17 protein-coding genes and 1 tRNA gene are annotated in these 17,371 nt (G+C 39.7%); 12 read left to right on the plus strand and 6 right to left on the minus strand.

Annotated elements, in window-relative coordinates:
• Window positions 1–27 precede the first annotated feature (27 nt).
• The 3 genes from AC33VI_RS06260 to AC33VI_RS06270 all read left to right on the plus strand — a co-directional run bounded on the left by AC33VI_RS06260 (window position 28) and on the right by AC33VI_RS06270 (window position 3,410).
• Window positions 28–882: a hypothetical protein gene (locus AC33VI_RS06260; protein ID WP_491781407.1), complete on the plus strand. Its 855-nt coding sequence runs from the start codon at window positions 28–30 to the stop codon at window positions 880–882.
• Between the two features lie 17 nt (window positions 883–899).
• Window positions 900–1,703, plus strand: coding sequence for a hypothetical protein (locus AC33VI_RS06265; protein ID WP_491781408.1), 804 nt, complete (start codon window positions 900–902; stop codon window positions 1,701–1,703).
• Window positions 1,704–1,883: 180 nt separating this feature from the next.
• Window positions 1,884–3,410 (plus strand): sensor histidine kinase, encoded by a 1,527-nt coding sequence (locus AC33VI_RS06270; RefSeq protein ID WP_491781409.1) that lies wholly within the window; start codon window positions 1,884–1,886, stop codon window positions 3,408–3,410.
• 3 nt (window positions 3,411–3,413) lie between these two features.
• Here AC33VI_RS06270 and AC33VI_RS06275 read toward each other — a convergent pair whose 3' ends face one another.
• The gene (locus AC33VI_RS06275) at window positions 3,414–6,131 is read right to left on the minus strand and encodes a two-partner secretion domain-containing protein (RefSeq protein ID WP_491781410.1); all 2,718 of its coding nucleotides are present in this window, start codon (window positions 6,129–6,131) and stop codon (window positions 3,414–3,416) included.
• Window positions 6,132–6,233: 102 nt separating this feature from the next.
• Window positions 6,234–8,177 carry a S9 family peptidase gene (locus AC33VI_RS06280; RefSeq protein ID WP_491781411.1) on the minus strand — a complete coding sequence of 648 codons (1,944 nt, stop codon included), beginning with the start codon at window positions 8,175–8,177 and terminating at the stop codon, window positions 6,234–6,236.
• A 615-nt stretch (window positions 8,178–8,792) separates the two neighbouring features.
• Here AC33VI_RS06280 and AC33VI_RS06285 point away from each other — a divergent pair.
• From AC33VI_RS06285 to AC33VI_RS06300, 4 genes are all read left to right on the plus strand, one after another.
• Entirely contained in the window at window positions 8,793–9,749 is a 957-nt protein-coding gene (locus AC33VI_RS06285; protein ID WP_491781412.1) for an RNA polymerase sigma factor, RpoD/SigA family, read from the plus strand.
• Between the two features lie 189 nt (window positions 9,750–9,938).
• Window positions 9,939–10,265, plus strand: coding sequence for a DUF760 domain-containing protein (locus tag AC33VI_RS06290; protein ID WP_491781413.1), 327 nt, complete (start codon window positions 9,939–9,941; stop codon window positions 10,263–10,265).
• Between the two features lie 130 nt (window positions 10,266–10,395).
• A complete protein-coding gene (mutT, locus tag AC33VI_RS06295) occupies window positions 10,396–10,824 on the plus strand; it encodes an 8-oxo-dGTP diphosphatase MutT (protein ID WP_491781414.1) in 429 nt (142 codons plus the stop codon).
• The gene (locus AC33VI_RS06300; RefSeq protein WP_491781415.1) at window positions 10,814–11,986 is read left to right on the plus strand and encodes a response regulator; all 1,173 of its coding nucleotides are present in this window, start codon (window positions 10,814–10,816) and stop codon (window positions 11,984–11,986) included. Before mutT ends, AC33VI_RS06300 begins: the two co-directional genes overlap by 11 nt.
• 261 nt (window positions 11,987–12,247) lie before the next feature.
• Here the strand turns inward: AC33VI_RS06300 and AC33VI_RS06305 are convergent.
• A tRNA-Arg gene (locus AC33VI_RS06305) sits at window positions 12,248–12,321 on the minus strand.
• Window positions 12,322–12,385: 64 nt separating this feature from the next.
• On the opposite strand from AC33VI_RS06305, the gene moaC reads away from it, so the two are divergent.
• From moaC to AC33VI_RS06320, 3 genes are all read left to right on the plus strand, one after another.
• On the plus strand, window positions 12,386–12,880 hold the full coding sequence (gene moaC / locus AC33VI_RS06310; protein ID WP_491781416.1) for a cyclic pyranopterin monophosphate synthase MoaC: 495 nt from the start codon (window positions 12,386–12,388) through the stop codon (window positions 12,878–12,880).
• 68 nt (window positions 12,881–12,948) lie between these two features.
• Entirely contained in the window at window positions 12,949–13,200 is a 252-nt protein-coding gene (locus AC33VI_RS06315) for a 2TM domain-containing protein (RefSeq protein WP_491781417.1), read from the plus strand.
• A complete protein-coding gene (locus AC33VI_RS06320; RefSeq protein WP_491781418.1) occupies window positions 13,200–13,499 on the plus strand; it encodes a DUF3181 family protein in 300 nt (99 codons plus the stop codon). The genes AC33VI_RS06315 and AC33VI_RS06320 overlap by 1 nt, the downstream gene beginning before the upstream one ends.
• A gap of 111 nt (window positions 13,500–13,610) precedes the next feature.
• Here AC33VI_RS06320 and AC33VI_RS06325 read toward each other — a convergent pair whose 3' ends face one another.
• Window positions 13,611–14,708, minus strand: coding sequence for a calcium/sodium antiporter (locus AC33VI_RS06325; protein ID WP_491781419.1), 1,098 nt, complete (start codon window positions 14,706–14,708; stop codon window positions 13,611–13,613).
• A 323-nt stretch (window positions 14,709–15,031) separates the two neighbouring features.
• Here AC33VI_RS06325 and AC33VI_RS06330 point away from each other — a divergent pair, with 323 nt between their 5' ends.
• Window positions 15,032–15,568, plus strand: a complete 537-nt coding sequence (locus AC33VI_RS06330) for a COP23 domain-containing protein (RefSeq protein ID WP_491781420.1) — start codon at window positions 15,032–15,034, stop codon at window positions 15,566–15,568.
• A 168-nt stretch (window positions 15,569–15,736) separates the two neighbouring features.
• Entirely contained in the window at window positions 15,737–16,108 is a 372-nt protein-coding gene (locus tag AC33VI_RS06335) for a hypothetical protein (RefSeq protein ID WP_491781421.1), read from the plus strand.
• A gap of 90 nt (window positions 16,109–16,198) precedes the next feature.
• Here the strand turns inward: AC33VI_RS06335 and AC33VI_RS06340 are convergent, their stop codons facing one another.
• Both AC33VI_RS06340 and AC33VI_RS06345 read right to left on the minus strand, forming a co-directional pair.
• Window positions 16,199–16,933, minus strand: coding sequence for a hypothetical protein (locus AC33VI_RS06340; RefSeq protein ID WP_491781422.1), 735 nt, complete (start codon window positions 16,931–16,933; stop codon window positions 16,199–16,201).
• A 62-nt stretch (window positions 16,934–16,995) separates the two neighbouring features.
• Window positions 16,996–17,371: hypothetical protein (locus AC33VI_RS06345; RefSeq protein WP_491781423.1), on the minus strand; the 376-nt coding region annotated here is incomplete at its 5' end.

Genomic DNA, 17,371 nt, shown 5'->3' on the forward strand with positions numbered 1-17,371 from the left:
AAATCAGTCGATCTAAATTATTAAATTATGCACAAAAAGCAAATATTATGGTTGAGCTTGGCATGGGCAACTATGACTTTGATGACTCCAACCAAAACTGTTCTAGCCAATCAATCCGATAGTTCGGGTTCGCAAACTTCCAGTCCTAATGTATCTATCGATCCGATTAATGGCAACGGCATACCTAATGTCGTCACCATAGATCTTGATTCAGGAACAATTACGGGGACAGGAATAGATGTTCCCATTACTTTTGGTAGTAGTTCGGGTGGCGGTTCGGGTACTAGCAGTGGTTTGGGTATTGGCAGTAGTTCGGGTACTGGTTCGGCATTAGGAACAACTAAACCAGGAGAATCCATTCCAGGGGGTGCTTCTGGCACAGCTGACAGCCAAACGCCAAATTCAGCGGAAGACTCTGGTAGTGGTAATTCTCTAGCCAGTGAACCAGGGGAATGTTCCACTATCGCTTGCTTGGAAGCTACTGGAGAGTCCCAGGATCTGACCATTAACGATGTTGCAGAATTACTAGAAAATAATCTAGATGATTCTTTGGATACCTTGACAGCAATTGAGTCGGGAAAATTGCAGGAATCGGGAGTAGCCAGAACTAACAAACCCCAAGAAGATAGTCCCAGACGCATTGTTAGAAACGACAACACTCGTAGAAATGTTTCAGGAGCAGAACCAAGACGCATTGCTCGTCAAAATTCTCCTCATGGATGCGGACAAAGTTGTGCCAGCCCAGATATTCCCACGGTTGAAGCCCTTCAAGTTCAACCACAAGAACGAGAGGTCATCGAAGTAATCGAAAAAAAATTAGTAGAGACTCAGAAATTTATCGAACAAGTTAACAATATCGATCCAGAAAAAAATATTTGGTAATTATAGGAGTTATGTAGATGAAAAGATTACAATTGCGAACAAAGTTTTTTCCTAACTGGATTTGTTGGGGTTTATCTTTAGGTATCTTGGGCGTATTAAATGCTGTGGCTTTCCCTGCTGTAGCCGAAGATATTGTGGGCAATCAAGGAGTCAGCTTCACAGAAGACACTATTGTTGAGTTTGAATTTATCGAGTCTCATGGAGCTTATCAATCGACTTTTGGCATCATCGATCTGGATAGCTGCCAAGCTGGAAGTGGAGGAAAAATTATCTTTGAATCTTGCGAAAAAGTTCCTTTACTGGCAGAGATTCAAGCATCGGATAGTTTTGATTTTAATGATGTTTATCGAGAATCTAGCTACGAAACTGACTTGCAAGCAGGTCGAAATAACGATTTTCTGGGCACTCCTGGGAAAACAGTCCCCAATCACTTGGCAGAATATCATTTTAAAGCGAATAAAGTTTATGCCTTTTATCTAGAGTCTAAATTTGATGGCAAACCTGCGGGAGTAGTTTATAGTACAGATTTGATTAATAATCAAGGTAACAGGCAGGCGTTATTTCACGAGGAAAATTTAACGACCCAAACAGTAGCTCAAAGACGCAATAATGCTAGTTTCGATGCCAACAAATTTGATGCTTTAATTAGTGGCGGTTTGTTGATTAATTTAGACGATACTGGTTCGACTCTAGTCAAAACAATTAACGAAGATAGCGACTTTGATGATTTTATTGTGGGTATAGGAGGATATCTTTGCAATCCTACCAAAGCAGATTTACCAGTTTCTGAAGACAAGAGAATCAGTCGCCAACAACAATAGCATCAATTATTGTTAATAGTCGATTGACTATCGGAGATCGCGACTTCCTCAGTTCGGTTTTACTTCTTGGAGAAAAAGTTTGAAAGCCTATATTATCAAAATAACTTGAGAAGTATTATGTAAAGTTAATTTCATTTAGAGTACTGCTTAAGACGATCGAAGTAAGGGGAAGTCGATGGTATGGCGCAAAACTGGTTATTACAAAATTTGAGTGACATACTCAATCAAGAAATAGGACGAGCAAATAATTCCGATTCGATGGGACAAGGTATTCAGTCATCGAATGGCGATCGCTCTGGACAAAAGTACTATACCGAAAAGCATCGTTTGGCACAGTTAAAAGCCCAGCAAGAATGGTGTAGCGCGATCGCTTCCTTAGAAGAATTACTCTTAGAAGAACTTAATTCTAGTTCCGAAACTAATTGCACTGGCAAACAAGGATTGATTTTTTCTGCTCCCGTACCTTTATTAAGCAGTGAGAATTTAATTCCTCGTTTCCAATCAGCAGTGTTTAGCAGCGATGTTTTTAATGTTCATGCTTTGATGCCTTGTCGTCAGTCTCAAGCGATCGCTTCCAAGAGCGAGCAAGATATAGCTTCTACAATTAAACTGCCTTTAATTCCTCAAGACCCCATTGAGAACGAGCAATTTTGTTTTATTTTAACCAATAATTTTGGTTTAATCTTGGTTTTGGGTCAAGACCAAGCAGGAATGCCCAAATTTCATTTTTCTTTTGCTCCTCAAACCCTGGCTAAAGTATGGGCAACATTGCGATCGCGTTTGGTGATAACTAACTATCATCATTTAGAACAGTTAGATAGGGTAGTCGAGAATTTTGCACCGCCAGAACCTTCTTATCATTTGGTAACTAACTTTAGCCGTAAGTTAATTGCCCACATTAGAGATTTTACTATCCCAGAAACTCCTAAAGCTCGTCAGGTAGAAACTGTTGCTGCTAATTCCCCAACCGAACATTTTTCATCTGCTTTTGGGGATAAAGGACATACCAGTCAGGTAGAAATGGAGTTGTTACAAGCTCTAACCCATGAAGTTCGCACTCCTTTGACTACTATTCGTACTCTGACCAAACTACTTCTAAAACGCCAACAAGATTTTAAACCCAATGTAGTCAAACGCTTGCAGACTATAGATCGGGAATGCACCGAACAAATCGAGCGAATGGAATTAATTTTTCGTGCTGCGGAATTGGAATCTAAAACTACACCCCAAGCAGTCGAGTTAGTCCCATTCCCCTTAGAGCAAGTATTCCAACAAAGTATTCCTCGCTGGCAAGCAAAAGCACAACGACGCAACGTTAAGCTCGATTTTACCCTCCCTTCCGAACTTCCCAAAATAGTCAGCAATCCCGTCATGTTGGACACAGTATTGACTGGCTTGATGGAAAGCTGTACTCGCAGTTTGCCTACGGGGGGACATATTGACGTGAAAGTTTCTACCGCAGGAAATCAATTAAAACTACAAGTACTTTCCCAAGCAGCTAATATTGACAATCCCTTTAAGTCTTTGGGGCAATTGTTGAGTTTTCAACCCGCTACGGGGTGTCTCAGTCTCAATTTAGACGTGACTAAAAATATTTTCCAAGCCTTGGGAGGCAAACTAACTGTCAGACAAAGACAACAGCAAGGTAAGGAATGGACGATTTTTCTTCCTTTAGGTAATTCTAATTCTTATGTCAACGCCAAATAACTGTTAAAGAGAGCAATCGAAGGAATTGAGGTAGGAACGAGAAGTATTAGAGCGATCGCTTTGAGAGGTAAGATAAATTTCTCCGTTTTTGACGATCGCATTTCTGGCAGGATGAATTTTGCCTCGTGCGGTTTCTATAACTGGGGATTGGGTTATTTGACAGATAACTTTAGGGGATAAGGGCGCAAGGGTGTTTATCCTGAGAGATTGGAGTTGATTGGTTATTGTTGATAAGTGGGAGATAGCTAGGTTGGAATCGGGAAGATTGAGATTGAAGCGAATTTGAGATAAATCGATCGCCCCATCGAAATTAATCGTATTGGAACTAGTATTGTCGGCATTGGCAATGGAATTGTCGCCGTTAGAATTAGCTAGGGAATCTAGATTGTTGATGGCGTTCACCTTAACCTGATTATCGATCGCAGCTAAATTTATTCCTTGGTCTACATCTAAAGTAATCGCTCCTGGGCGATCGCCTATTCCTTCTAGAAGGATAGTACTATTAGCAGAAGCGTTTGCAACGGCATCGTTCTCAGCATTAGCTTGGGCAAAAACATTATTTTCCGAAGTGATAGTTAGGGAAGAGTTAATACCTCCCAAGTTAGCGCGATCGCTTTTAACTACAATCGAACCACCGTGATCGATTTCTAGATTTTCTAGGAGTAAATCGATAATGGAAACTGCCTCGGCAGGATTTTCGGCATTTGCGACCAAAGGATCGTTAGCCAAGATGGTGGCAGTATTACTACTTTGGTTGATAACGGTGACGGAAGAGTTGAGAGAATTGGTATCGATCTGGTTTCCTGCTTCTAAGAAAATATCGCCCCCCGACGCAATATTGACTGGAGAAATAGTCAGAACAATTTCGGCAACCCCTAGATTGAGATTGGGAGTAGTTTGGCTATTGGCAGTTAAGTCAGTGTGTAAAACTAAATTGGAGTTAACTTCCCCTGCGGTTAAATTATTTTTTGCCTGAAGGCTAATATCTCCCCCTCCAGCTAGATCTACTCCCAAGACGGAACTAATTATCGAGAAATTATCTAAAGCAGTAGCATTACCGTTAATGGCAACTTGAGAACCCGAATTAATATTTCCCAGACTGAGATTGTTGCCCACAAGTTTAATATTCCCCCCACCGTTAACTTGCAAATCTGCTTGGGGAAAAGCAAAAGGGAGATTGGCTTCATCGATGGTGTCTACTTCCGTAATTAAATCTAAATTAATCCCAGATGTTGTCTTCAGATCTCCCGTGAGAATATTTTCTACTGCTAATAATGTGACTGCACCACCCTTTCCCGTAGTAATGTTTTGATTGGGAAGGGCTTCTAAAATAGCCACTGTGACTAGTTCGCTGTTAACTATAGAAGAAGTATCGATACCATCGGCAAGATTAATATGATTGCGAGAATCAATAATTACCTCGCCCCCATCCCCCAAACTATTGCTAGTATCGATCGCCCTGACGGTAATATCTCCATCAGCTAATTCTCCATTAGATTGATATTGATTGGTTAAAAAAACCTGACCCCCAGAATTGTTAACCTTACCGTCAATTAAAATATTACTCCCTGTCGGATTATTACTAACCTCTGGATTTATACCATTCCCCGTAATGCCTGGAAGTTCTAAATCGCCTATACCTGCGCGAATATCTAAAGTAGGCTGGCTGCTACCATCTATCTCGATTCTGTCTCCATTGGAAAGAGTAATAGTCTCTTGCAGAGAATTACCAGTAGCATCAACTCCCGTAATTTCAATATCCCCCGCAACCGTAACCTTACCTCCTGCCAGAATATGCAAAGATGCCCCAGTATAACCAGCAAAACTAACATCTCCTTGGGATTGCACTATAGGATCTTGCCAACTCACCCAACTACCCAGACTGCGATCGAATGTCTCCAAACGAAAGTTACCGCCACTGTAATAATGTGCGTCTCCATTGATCGGGCGATCGCTTTGTAGAGTTAAATCTCCTCCAGAAAATAAACCGCTTTGAAGATGATTTAAAATAAACAGATCGATGTTACTCCCTGCTAAAGTTAATTCCTGTCCTGCATTTGCGACAAAAGGGCGATCAACTTCATCCCTAACCGTCAGAGTATTTAAAGCAGTTATAGTTAAATTATCTACTGCGGTTAATTGCCCTTGCAAATCCAAATTATTCCCAGACAGAGTTAAATCCCCCTGACTGCTCAAATTTCCCCCACTGTTAATATCTCCCGTTGCTTCCCTCAAATTCAAACCCACAGGGGCATTAATCGTTAATGTTGGCGCGCTACTATTGGCTGAAAATTCCGTACCATCATCGAATAATAACCCCGTTGCCGTACTTCCTAAAAAAGAACCGCCAATATCCAGCCTGGCATTCTCCCCAAACACAATCCCCGCAGGGTTGAGCAAAAATAAATTAGCCGATCCATTTGCCCTAATCAAACCGTCAATCTGAGAAATTCTGCCTCCAGTCACCCTAGAGAGAATATTCTCAATCTGCAAACTATTAGCGAAAAATGCCGTATTATCCTGTGGCAGAGAAAAATCTTGAAAAGAATGAAATAAATTATTTCCTACTTCCCTACCACCTCCTATTTCCGCTACCTTTCCTTGTTGTTCTACGGTGGTAGATAAAGTTCCATCGGGAATTACTTGCCCGTTGGCAGATAAAGCGATCGACGCTAAAGTAAGGGAAGATAAACCAGTTAAAGATCTTGGGATTAACCGCATAACAGACTACAAGAAGATTGAGTATCTTCTATCCTGAGCTTTTTTACTTAATTATTGTTCCCCGATCGCCCTCAAGAAATAGGGCATTTACTTCAATTTTGGCTACAAATTAATAATTTCAATTGGTTCGATCGCATCTGCGGGTTGAAAGCCAAAAATTTGGGCGTAAAAATAAAATTCGCTGTCCAAAGCCTTTTTAATATTTTTCGAGATTCTAAAACCGTGTGCTTCTCGCTCGAAAGTTACATAAGCTGTGGGCAAACCCTTTTTTTTGATGCTATCAAACATCATGGCAGCCTGATTGGGGGGAACTACCTTATCTTCCAAACCTTGGAAAAAGATAACGGGACAATTTAACTTATCTACGTGATAAATAGGCGATCGCTCTCGATAGATTGCTTTATCTTCGGGGTATTTGCCAATTAAACGGTCTAAATAACGAGATTCAAACTTGTGGGTATCTTTAGCTAAAATTTCCAAATCGCTTACACCATAGTAACTAGCACCAGCTTTAAAAGTATCGCGAAAAGTCAAAGCTGCAAGAGTTGTATATCCTCCCGCACTACTGCCCGTAATTACCAAGCGATCGCCATCTACTCTACCGCGATCGACTAAATATTTAGCACCATTAACGCAATCTTCAAGATCCACAATACCCCACTTTCCATCCAATCTCTCGCGATATTGACGACCGTAACCGATGCTGCCACCATAGTTAACATCTAAATAGCCAAAACCACGACTAGTCCAATATTGAATGCGTAAGTTGAGATCCACTGAAGCTGCTGCGGTAGGTCCTCCGTGACTCTTAACAATTAGGGGAGGAAGTTCTCCTGGTGGAGCAATAAAATCTTGGTTACTTGGAGGATAATACCAACCATGAGCGGTCAGATCGTCGGCAGTAGGAAAAGAAATTGCTTCGGGTAAAGATAAATAACCAGGATCGACAACCAGATCTCCCGTCCTTTTGAGAATTTTCTCGGTTTTGGTTGCTAGATCTAGCTTAACTACAGCGGTAGTTTCTGTGGGCGTACCGCCAACGAAAACCACAAAACCGCGATCGCTAGTTTTTAAATCAGAAATATTAGTATATCGCGTGGGAATTTTGACAAACTGCTTGGTCTTGAGATCGATCTCCCCTAAATGCCATCTTCCCGACTCAGAATAGGTACATACCAAGCGATCGCTTCCTAAGAAATCATAGGTAGATAAACCAAATACCCAATGGGGATAAGCAAATTCCGCAGCCATTTGGTGCAAACTTTCTACCTTGCCATTAGGGTTATAGCGATATAGATTCCACCAGTCAGTGCGATCGCTAGAAAAATATAGTTTGCCGTCTTTATTCCATTTTGGCTCGCAGATAGATTCAGTTTCCCCCCCAGCTATTAGTTTGGGTTCGTTAATCTTGCCTGCCTCGTCGAAATCTGCCAACCATAAATAAGTGCTATCCCAAGGCATATGGGGATAATTCCAACTCAACCAAGCTAATTGCTTGCCATCGGGACTCAAACGGGGTGAAGAATAGAAATCTGCCCCTGCTACCAAAGTCTCGATCTTTCCTGTGGTTAAATTAATCGTAATTATGCTGTTTTGTGGCTCGATATGGCGATCTGACCGCTCCTCACAGATGCAAATTAAACGATTTCTCCCATCATCGACAATGATGTCTGCATAGCGTTGGCTTAACTTGTTGGTTAAAGGTTGGGGCTGTCGGTCTAGAACCTGTTGATAAATTCTGCTATCTCCATAGTTGGAAAAGTAAATCGTATTGTTGGTAACCGCGTAAGCACCGCCTCCATACTCATGTACTTTAGTCCGAACGCTCAGAGGAGCAGGGGTCAGATTGGCGATCTTGTGGTTGGTGCGATCGCTTTTATAAGCCACCAAGACGCTTCTACCTTGTTCTTGAGGACGTTTTTCCAACCAATAAATATGGTCATTGTCAATTTCAATTCCTCCAATGCCAATAGTCTTAGATACTATTAAATCTGAAGTTATGGGTGATTTCCAAGAACCAAAGGTAGCAACTTGAGATGTATTCATATTTTTATTCCTGGTATTCCTTATGCTCTAACAGTTCTAATAGTTCTAAAGCTCGGTATTTAATGATTTTTACAGCTTTGCGAACCCGATTCTTATAGTACTATTTCAGATGAAATGGCGATTGGCAAACTTAAAGCTAAAGAATTTAACCAACCAGATCTGCTTAAAAAATTCTTGAAAGGCTTATTTTACCAGCATTCCTAATTTTGTTGTCAGTGTTGCATTTTTTATTGGGTGTTTTTAATAGGATCTTGGTAAGAAATACCTAATTCTGGTACTTGAAGATAGATTCTCTTCAGTAGCCTCTAAGAAAAGTTACATAAGTTAATAAATATCGTGTATCGTAAATATATAGAGGCATAACTAGAAATTAATGGTTTGAGTAATATGAAAAGAGGATTTTGGCAGCTGTGGGGACAAAGCCGACAGAGCAATTAAAAGTCAATCACTATCAATAATCTGAGAAAAACTGTAGTCAATGTTACAAAAATTAATATAAATCTCATAAAGCTAAGATCTAAGCAGCGATTTATTTTTCTCTCTCAATTTTCACGATAACCAATCAAGCAAAGAATTTCATTCTTACCCAATTCAAATCAGTAAGCAAATCGCGTCATGAAAACAGCACAAAAATCTAACGATTTAGTTAGAAGCTATCTAAAAGAAATAGGTCGCGTTCCTCTGCTAACCCACGAGGAAGAAATTCTTTATTCCAAAAGAGTTCAAAAGGCGATCGCCATTACCAAAATCAAATTGGAGTTAGAAGAAAAGCTAGGTATAGAGCCTACCATAGAACAGTGGGCTGAAGCAGCTAAACTATCTACCAAAGAAATTGAAACTATCCTGGAAGCAGGGGATTCTGCCAAACGCAAAATGGTCGAGGCAAACTTGCGTCTAGTAGTGTCGGTAGCCAAAAAATATCTCAAACGCAATCTCGATCTTCTAGATTTAATTCAAGAAGGAACGATCGGTATGCAAAGAGGGGTAGAAAAATTTGACCCCACCAAAGGCTATCGTTTTAGTACCTATGCTTACTGGTGGATTCGTCAGGCGATCACCAGAGCGATCGCCGAAAAAGGTCGAACAATTCGCTTGCCCATCCACATCACCGAAAAACTCAATAAAATTAAAAAGGCACAAAGACAGCTAGCCCAGCAAAAAGGTCGTACCGCTACTATTGCCGAACTAGCTCAAGAATTAGACCTGTCTGCCAAACAAGTACGAGACTATTTAGAAAAATCTCGTCAGCCTATTTCTTTGGACGTTCGAGTAGGAGATAACAACGATACCGAACTCGGAGATATGCTAGAAGACACGGGGCAATCTCCCGAAGACTACGCTACTTCTTCTTCTCTCAAACGAGATTTAGAAAAACTAATGTCGGAACTTACTCCCCAACAAAGAGAAGTAATCGGTCTGAGATTTGGTCTTGCCGATGGTAAACCGATGACCTTGGCTAAAATAGGTGAGTGTTTGAGCATTAGTCGAGAAAGAGTCAGACAGATTGAAAGAGAGGCTCTATCCAAACTACGCAAGCGCAAAACAGTAATTCGGGAGTATCTGGCCAGTTAAGCCCTAGGCAATATTCAATAATTAGGTCTACATATGGGCAGTTACCAGATCGGAAAACTCTCTGAAGTTAGTTCGGTTCTACGTAACTGCTAATTAAATTAAAAATGTTTAAATAGATTAGAGCTTAGTGGTCGTCAATTTCCACAACTCAAAGAACAAATTGCAAACTATACCCCAAGAGGTGCAAGAGTGAAAAGCGAAAGCAGTCCACAAAACACTTTTTCCAAAAATGCTGATGGTAATAAACTATGGCAGTACGTACAATCTTTGAGTCCTGAAGCCGTTGCTCAACTCTCCCAGCCCGAATCTCAAGAAGTTTTTCAGGCGATCGAACAAAATATCATCGGACTATTAGGCAATCTTCCCAACGATAATTTTGATGTCAATATCAGTACTAGCAGAGAAAGCTTGGGGCGTTTATTAGCATCAGCTATGATGAGCGGATATTTTTTACGTAATGTAGAACAGAGAATGAGCTTTGAAGAATCTTTATTGGCAACTCATACAGATAGCTAAAAATTCTAATCGTTAATTAAAATAATAATTAAAGCAACCTCTATCGACATAATATAAAGGTTGCTTTACTTTTATAACCAAGTTTTTAAGTCTAAAATTCAAAATAAATTAAATTTTACCTATTTAAACTATGTCTGAAATATCTTCTCCGATAAAGCACAAGCAAATTGGAGTCGCTGTAATTTACAACACAGAAGGCAAGATTCTGATAGATCGCAGAAAAGCTACAGGAGAAATGGGCGGACTCTGGGAGTTTCCTGGAGGAAAAATTGAAGCGGGAGAAACCATTAAAGAATGTATCGAGCGAGAAGTCAAAGAAGAATTAGCCATAGAAATAGCCGTTGGCGACTCCTTGACAACCATAACCCACGACTATAAAACCTTTAGGGTAACTTTACACGTTTATCTTTGCCAGCATTTAAACGGAGAACCAACACCGCTCGAATGCGAGGAAATCCATTGGGTAGATCCATCGTTGATGAATCAGTACCAATTCCCCGAAGCCAACTTAGAAATTATCAACTTGTTACAACAAAGGGGCTGGAGAAATGATTGCTAAGAAAACATCTGAAAATTTAATCATCAGAGAATTTACCACTCCCAAACAGATTAAATTATTTACATCTCTACAAGAGACAAAAATTAGCGGTCAATTAACATTTATCGATCCGATTAAGGGTAATGAATGGAATTTATATCTTTATTTAGGAGGATTGGTTTATGGAACGGGAGGAATTCATCCTATCCGTCGCTGGCAAAGAAATCTAATTACCAACCTACCCCAGATTCCTTTTCAACTATCCAGCCTCCAGGAAGAGTTAAGCGAAAGAGAAGCAGATCTTAGTAATAATATTTGGGAATACGAACAACTATCCAGTTGGGTCGAACAGCAGATAATCACTCCCCAACAAGGTAACAATGGGGTGCAATTTGTCTTGAAAGAAATATTGTTTGACTTGACTCAAGCCAAACAAGTTATTTGCCGTCTCGATCGCGATAATATTCTAGCTCCTCAATTAGATCCTGTGGAAGCAGAAGAAGTTATTGAATTCAATCAACAAATTTGGTCTAACTGGGAAAATGCGATGGTGGCGGATCGACAGCCAGATCTTGCCCCCGTAATTTTACAGCCTCAAGAATTACAAGAAAAAACTTCTATCTCAGCCTATCAAAGTCTTTGCAAACTGCTGAATGGTAACAGGACATTGAGGGATTTATCCGTACAACTCAAGACATCACCCTTACAGGTTGTTTGTTCTCTATTGCCTTACATTCAGTCGGGAATTTTTGGCTTGGTAGAGATTCCCGATTTATTAGAGTTGATTTCTCCTAATAGTAGCGATTACGAAGATCTCAACCGTCCTTTAATTGCTTGTATTGATGACAGTTTGATGACCTCTCACATGATGGAGCAAATTATCAGAATTGCGGGCTATCGTTTTATTGCTATCAATAATCCTCAAGATGCTGTACCCACTTTGTTGGCGCGCAAACCAGATCTAATTTTTTTAGACGTTGTTATGCCTCAAGTTAGTGGTTACGATCTTTGCGCCCAACTACGCCAGCACCCAGAATTTTCCGACACACCAATTATATTCTTAACTAGTAGTAGCGGCATCATAGACCGCATTAGAGCCAAAATTGTCGGTTCTTCAGATTTTGTCAAGAAAACTGTGGATGCAGATGAATTACTTGAAAAAGTAGTGGAATATCTACCTTGAACTTGGTTTAAAGTAGGGTGAGTGATGCTTGCTCTACACTTATTGTTCGAGCCATTATCTGCCCTAAGCCTATAACTGAAGATCTTGCACAAATATGTATTTAATCCGTGCTATGAGGGTAAGGAGAAAAGGGTTTTAAATTGATTGCCAGTTTCAGACAAACCAGCTTTTTCGATCAAGCGGGCATGATTATCAAATAATACAGCAAACTTCAAATTGAACAGTCTTGCTGGATACGGTCGTACATTTGCTAATCTATTATGAGCGAGAAGGGATTCGAACCCCTGACCTTCTGGTCCGTAGCCAGATGCTCTAATCCACTGAGCTACTCGCCCTGGCTGGTTAAGTTGCGTGTATTTTACCCAACAGTATCTAATACTAGCAGAACATTAAGCCAAAATGCAAGAAAATAATCAGTTTAATTCTCTTTCCCATCTCAACGAACGAGGTGAAGCCCACATGGTGGATGTTTCGGACAAAAAAACTACTCGTCGTCAGGCGATCGCAGTAGGTCAAATTAGAATGTCCGAGTCAACTTTGACTGCAATTGACATGGGAAATGCTCCTAAAGGGGATGTTTTGGGTACGGCAAAAATTGCGGGAATTATGGCAGCCAAACAAACAGCCAACTTGATTCCTCTCTGCCATCCCTTGGCAATTAAGAAAGTTGAGCTAGAAATTACTCCCGATCGCGCTCTTCCTGGATATAAAATTCAAGCTACTGTGGCGATCGAAGGGAAAACGGGGGTAGAAATGGAAGCTTTGACGGCAGTATCGGTAGCAGCACTGACTTTATACGATATGGCAAAGGCACTAGAAAAATCAATGCAAATTGAAGGAATTCGCCTGTTAAGCAAAACTGGAGGAAAATCGGGAGATTATTTTGCCGAATAAATGTCGGCTAAACAGATACAATAAGAGCATATCTGTCATGAATTAATCAAAATTTTTAGTAGTAATATATGCCTCCTCGTTGGCCTCGACAACCAGACCGTAAAAACGACCCAGAATACCGTCGTTTAGAAGACATTATCAATTTTGCCGTTCACGTGGGTGTTTTTGCAGCTACCAATTCGGGTTTGTGGTTCGTCCACATTCTCAAATCTACTGAATGGTCTTGGTTGATCTGGGTAAATGGTATTTGGTTTGGCATTTTAGTCTTACATTTTATTTATATCAAAGCGATCGCAGACTATTCATCAATTGAAACCTAATGGCTAATACACAAGACATAGAAACTCTGGCAGCCAAAATTGGCGAAGCTGTCTATATTGATGTTGCCAAATGGCACTTATATCTCAACGATGCCAAATTGCACGTTGTGGTAGCGGAAAAAGTTTATCCTCTTTTGGAAGATAATGCTTTGAGTGAAGATGCAGTGATGGAAATTTTACAAAGTATTCCAGTTAAATTGGGCGGTGGAGCAACCGAATTAAGCTTGGACAAACTATTACCAATGCAATGCAAAGTCGATTTAGTTGATTTATTGGAAGAATATCAGCAAGAGCTTTAGATTGATATTGATGGGGAAAACCATAAAATTTCAATTCTCATGTAGATTCAATTCACATTAGTATGTTTACTGTTCGCTATTAATCTTGCCTCGATAGCGAACAGTTGAAAATCAACCAATTTTTTTACGTTTTTTCTCGGCTCGTTTTTCCAAAACAGCAGCAATAATGACAAAGATAATGGTTAGAGGAATAAAACCATAGAGAATTATCGAACTATATAGATCTAAACTAGGATGATTGGAGGCTTTGAGAATTTGATAGCCATTATATGCCAGATAATAAAACAAAAAGAGCAAACCTTCTAGGCGATCGATACGCTTGCCAGAATAAAAAATAGGTAGGCAAGCAAAAGCTACGGCGATCGCTACTAACAAATCGAACTGAAGAACTGTCTGGCTGACTTCGATCGCACTGGGAGATAATGCTCCAGCTATTCCTAAAACTGCCAAAATATTAAAAATATTACTGCCTAAAACATTACCAACGGCAATATCTCTTTCTCCTCGAAAACTAGCCACGACAGAAGTCGCCAATTCTGGTAAAGAAGTACCAAAAGCCACGATGGTCAAGCCGATTAATAACTCGCTAACACCAAAACCTTGAGCGATCTCTACCGCTGACTCGACCAACAAACGAGAGCCAAAAATCAATAAGCCCGATCCGCCAATAACCATAACCACATTTTTAACCCACAATTGCGGAGTTACATCTCCCGAAAAACTATATTCTCTGGCAAACTCGTCTTGTTCTTCTGTTTGTTTGCTGCTTTGATAAATTAGAGATAAAGTATAAAGCGCGCCGCCAATAAATAAAATGATGCCATCTACTCTGCTGATTTGACCGTCTAAACCAAACATCAACAATAATAGAGATACCAAAATCATAATTGGCACGTCAGAGCGAATAATTTGCTTGGTAACTATCAATGGTGCGATCGCAGAAGACATACCCAAAACCAAAAGAATATTACAGATGTTGCTACCCACCACATTACCCACTGCAATATCTCCTTGGCTGGAAAAAGCAGACATAATACTAACAGACATTTCTGGCGCACTCGTACCATATGCCACGATAGTTAAGCCAATAATTAAGGGTGAAATTTGCAAGATCGCTGCAATTCTTGAAGCACCATTAACTAAAAATTCCGCACCAACCACCAATAAAACCAATCCTGCTATTAAAGTTAAAAACGTTATCGGATTCATAAAAAATGTAAAAATAAAAGTCTCAATTGATTCAATCTTTAATCAATATTTCTGGTTCTTAATTATTAGTTGGGTCAATGAAATTACAATCGATTATAAATAATCGCTTAAAACTCGTAAGATTAACTTTAATTATTATTTTTTAAATTGACTCAAACCAGAAAAATATATCTTTAAATCCTACCTTACAACATTCGCTCTTCCCGCCCAATTCAAATAGGTTAGAGCTTTACAAGTATTTATCTTACGCCTGAAAATATATTGTATTATTTTAATAACCTAATCAATTAAAAGTAATAATACAATTTAAAATAGTCGGGCTTATGAAACCAAAATACTTGGCTTCTGCACTATCCTTGAGTTTCGCTAGTATATTGGCAACGATCGCCTCAGTCAATGGTCAAGAAACTCAAAAAACAAAATTCCTGTGTGGTTCTTGGCGAGATATACCTATGACTGTGGCTCAGACACCTCGCGGGAATATTCCGATCGTCTATTGGGTTAGCGACTGGGTAAACGATCCTAGTAGCGATTTAACTCCTCAGCGACGCTGCGAAATAGTTTCCCAGAATTTTCAAGAGGCATACGATCGCGGAGAACTACAATACATCACGACAGGAGTTAAAAACGGACAAAATATAGTCTGCGTGGCTGAAGAAAAAGATGGTCCTTGCGTTTCTCAATTATTCACCCTCAAGCCTGGTAGCGATCCCAATGCCAGTGTCAAACAGCTAATGAACATTGGCGACAACTATGCTTCTACGAACGATGGTCCTCTTTATCAAAACAGTGGGGGACAGCGTCTGTATATTAATTTTGCAGATTTTCTTAATGATGCCCCTGAAGTTGCACCAGAATAATAGTACCTCGTTTGTCTCTATGGAGGCTTTTGGAGTTAAATATTGTAAGTTTAATAAGTTTGATGAATTCCTTGCTTTTTTGCTTGAAAATCATTAAAAATAAAATGTAATCTATCTGAAACTGAGTACCAAATTATTTAGTCACACCGACTAAAATTCATATATCTCATGAAAAAACAATTTTTGTTCCCTCTGGCTCTTTCTCTATTCTTAGCTCCCATATCTGTTAAGGCATCCACTTCAGACACAACAGAAGCTAACCGCCTAGAGTCCAATTCTTCGGAAATCATCTTGGCTGGTTTTCTAGACGGTATTACTGACATTAAAGAAAGCGTTGAAAGCGTCAAAGAAGGAATCGATACAACTAACGAAACTACTACCGATACCATTGATGCAGTTGATGGAATTAATCAAGGCGTAGGTGATTCCAAGCAAATTGTTGAAGGTGGCGGAGAAACCCAAGATAGCGAAGTAATCGAACAAACTCAAATTCAAGAGACTACTGAAGGTCAAGTACAAGAAGAATTTTGGAGCGAATAGTTTTCGCAGACAATCAATAGTACAAATTATCAATATTCAAACTAAATAACTATTAACGCGATGCTTAAGAAAGCACCGCTTTTTTTTCATCTAAGGAACGTATTGACAAGTAGAATTAAAGGAAAAAATATCTTGCCATCTTTCTACCGTATCTACCCCAATATCAAAAGGAATAGTTTTACTACCAAAGTGCATTCTTGCTCTAACAGATTCTATTGGTGCATTGCTCAATTGACTTGCAGTAGCGGCATCAATATCAAAAATACGATGATTCATGTGCCAAATTGATTGCTGTTGGGAATTATCTTTACCCAAATAATTGTACCTATAACTAATAATTTCAGGATTAGTTTCTCGCGGTGACAAACTCACAATCCGACCGCCAATGCCCAATTCTAATAAAGTGGGTAAAGTTACTTCGGGATTGATTTCATTCTTGGGTGCGGCTTGAACGATAGTTTCCACATAACAGCCATCCAAATTGCTACCCCAAATAGAAGCCAATACGGTTTTTCCTGGTTTGATTCTACTAAAAGGCTGGGTGATTGCCGTATCGCTATCATCGATGCCATAGCGATCGATCACTACTCGACCGTATACGCTAGCAGCTAAATCTAAGACTTCAATTACTTTGCTGTGAGGCCATTTTTTAATTCCCCAAGGCAAGCTAGAATCAATTACCAAATCGTCTCGATCTAGACTTTCTTCTACTATTTGAGCATTAGCTATTTGGGGAGTTAGCTGCCCTAATATTAAGCCAGCAAAAGCAGATATAAATAATAGTTTTTTGGTAGGTAAACTTCTGTTAAAACGCAAAAAATTCATTGAGATGATTTGAGTATCGATTAATTGTTGAATAATAAAAAATAATATGTATTGAGATTATACTACGGGCAGTTCACAGCAGAACAAGCCGTACCAGATTCGACCGTTGAAGTATCTCTAGGAGTGCGTCTGGGGGTATTAACAACAGTTGGGTCGATTCCTATGTTGATACCAATAGTGGCAGCCCGTTCGACAAAAGTAACAATTGAAATACCTAAATTTAGGTCGATTTTTTCAGGGACATTATTTTTTGGTTGGCACTCACTACTTGAAGAATTGGTTTCGCCTAATTTCGGAGGAAGCAGACTGGCTTCGGCACTACTTGAAGAATTAGTTTCGCCTAATTTCGGAGGAAGCAGATTAGCTTCGGCAGATTGTTCTAGCTGTTGGCTTTGGCAATTGTTGTTTGCTTCGTTAATTTCTTGTTCGGCTAATCCA

This window comes from Waterburya sp. (assembly GCF_058530065.1).

Coding starts and splice junctions, on each gene's coding strand:
- AC33VI_RS06260 (WP_491781407.1), top strand. CDS start 28: ATGCACAAAAAGCAAATATTATGGTTGAGCTTGGCATGGGCAACTATG.
- AC33VI_RS06340 (WP_491781422.1), bottom strand. CDS start 16,933: ATGAATTTTTTGCGTTTTAACAGAAGTTTACCTACCAAAAAACTATTA.
- AC33VI_RS06335 (WP_491781421.1), top strand. CDS start 15,737: ATGAAAAAACAATTTTTGTTCCCTCTGGCTCTTTCTCTATTCTTAGCT.
- AC33VI_RS06325 (WP_491781419.1), bottom strand. CDS start 14,708: ATGAATCCGATAACGTTTTTAACTTTAATAGCAGGATTGGTTTTATTG.
- AC33VI_RS06270 (WP_491781409.1), top strand. CDS start 1,884: ATGGCGCAAAACTGGTTATTACAAAATTTGAGTGACATACTCAATCAA.
- AC33VI_RS06320 (WP_491781418.1), top strand. CDS start 13,200: ATGGCTAATACACAAGACATAGAAACTCTGGCAGCCAAAATTGGCGAA.
- AC33VI_RS06300 (WP_491781415.1), top strand. CDS start 10,814: ATGATTGCTAAGAAAACATCTGAAAATTTAATCATCAGAGAATTTACC.
- AC33VI_RS06330 (WP_491781420.1), top strand. CDS start 15,032: ATGAAACCAAAATACTTGGCTTCTGCACTATCCTTGAGTTTCGCTAGT.
- AC33VI_RS06315 (WP_491781417.1), top strand. CDS start 12,949: ATGCCTCCTCGTTGGCCTCGACAACCAGACCGTAAAAACGACCCAGAA.
- moaC (WP_491781416.1), top strand. CDS start 12,386: ATGCAAGAAAATAATCAGTTTAATTCTCTTTCCCATCTCAACGAACGA.
- AC33VI_RS06265 (WP_491781408.1), top strand. CDS start 900: ATGAAAAGATTACAATTGCGAACAAAGTTTTTTCCTAACTGGATTTGT.
- AC33VI_RS06285 (WP_491781412.1), top strand. CDS start 8,793: ATGAAAACAGCACAAAAATCTAACGATTTAGTTAGAAGCTATCTAAAA.
- mutT (WP_491781414.1), top strand. CDS start 10,396: ATGTCTGAAATATCTTCTCCGATAAAGCACAAGCAAATTGGAGTCGCT.
- AC33VI_RS06275 (WP_491781410.1), bottom strand. CDS start 6,131: ATGCGGTTAATCCCAAGATCTTTAACTGGTTTATCTTCCCTTACTTTA.
- AC33VI_RS06280 (WP_491781411.1), bottom strand. CDS start 8,177: ATGAATACATCTCAAGTTGCTACCTTTGGTTCTTGGAAATCACCCATA.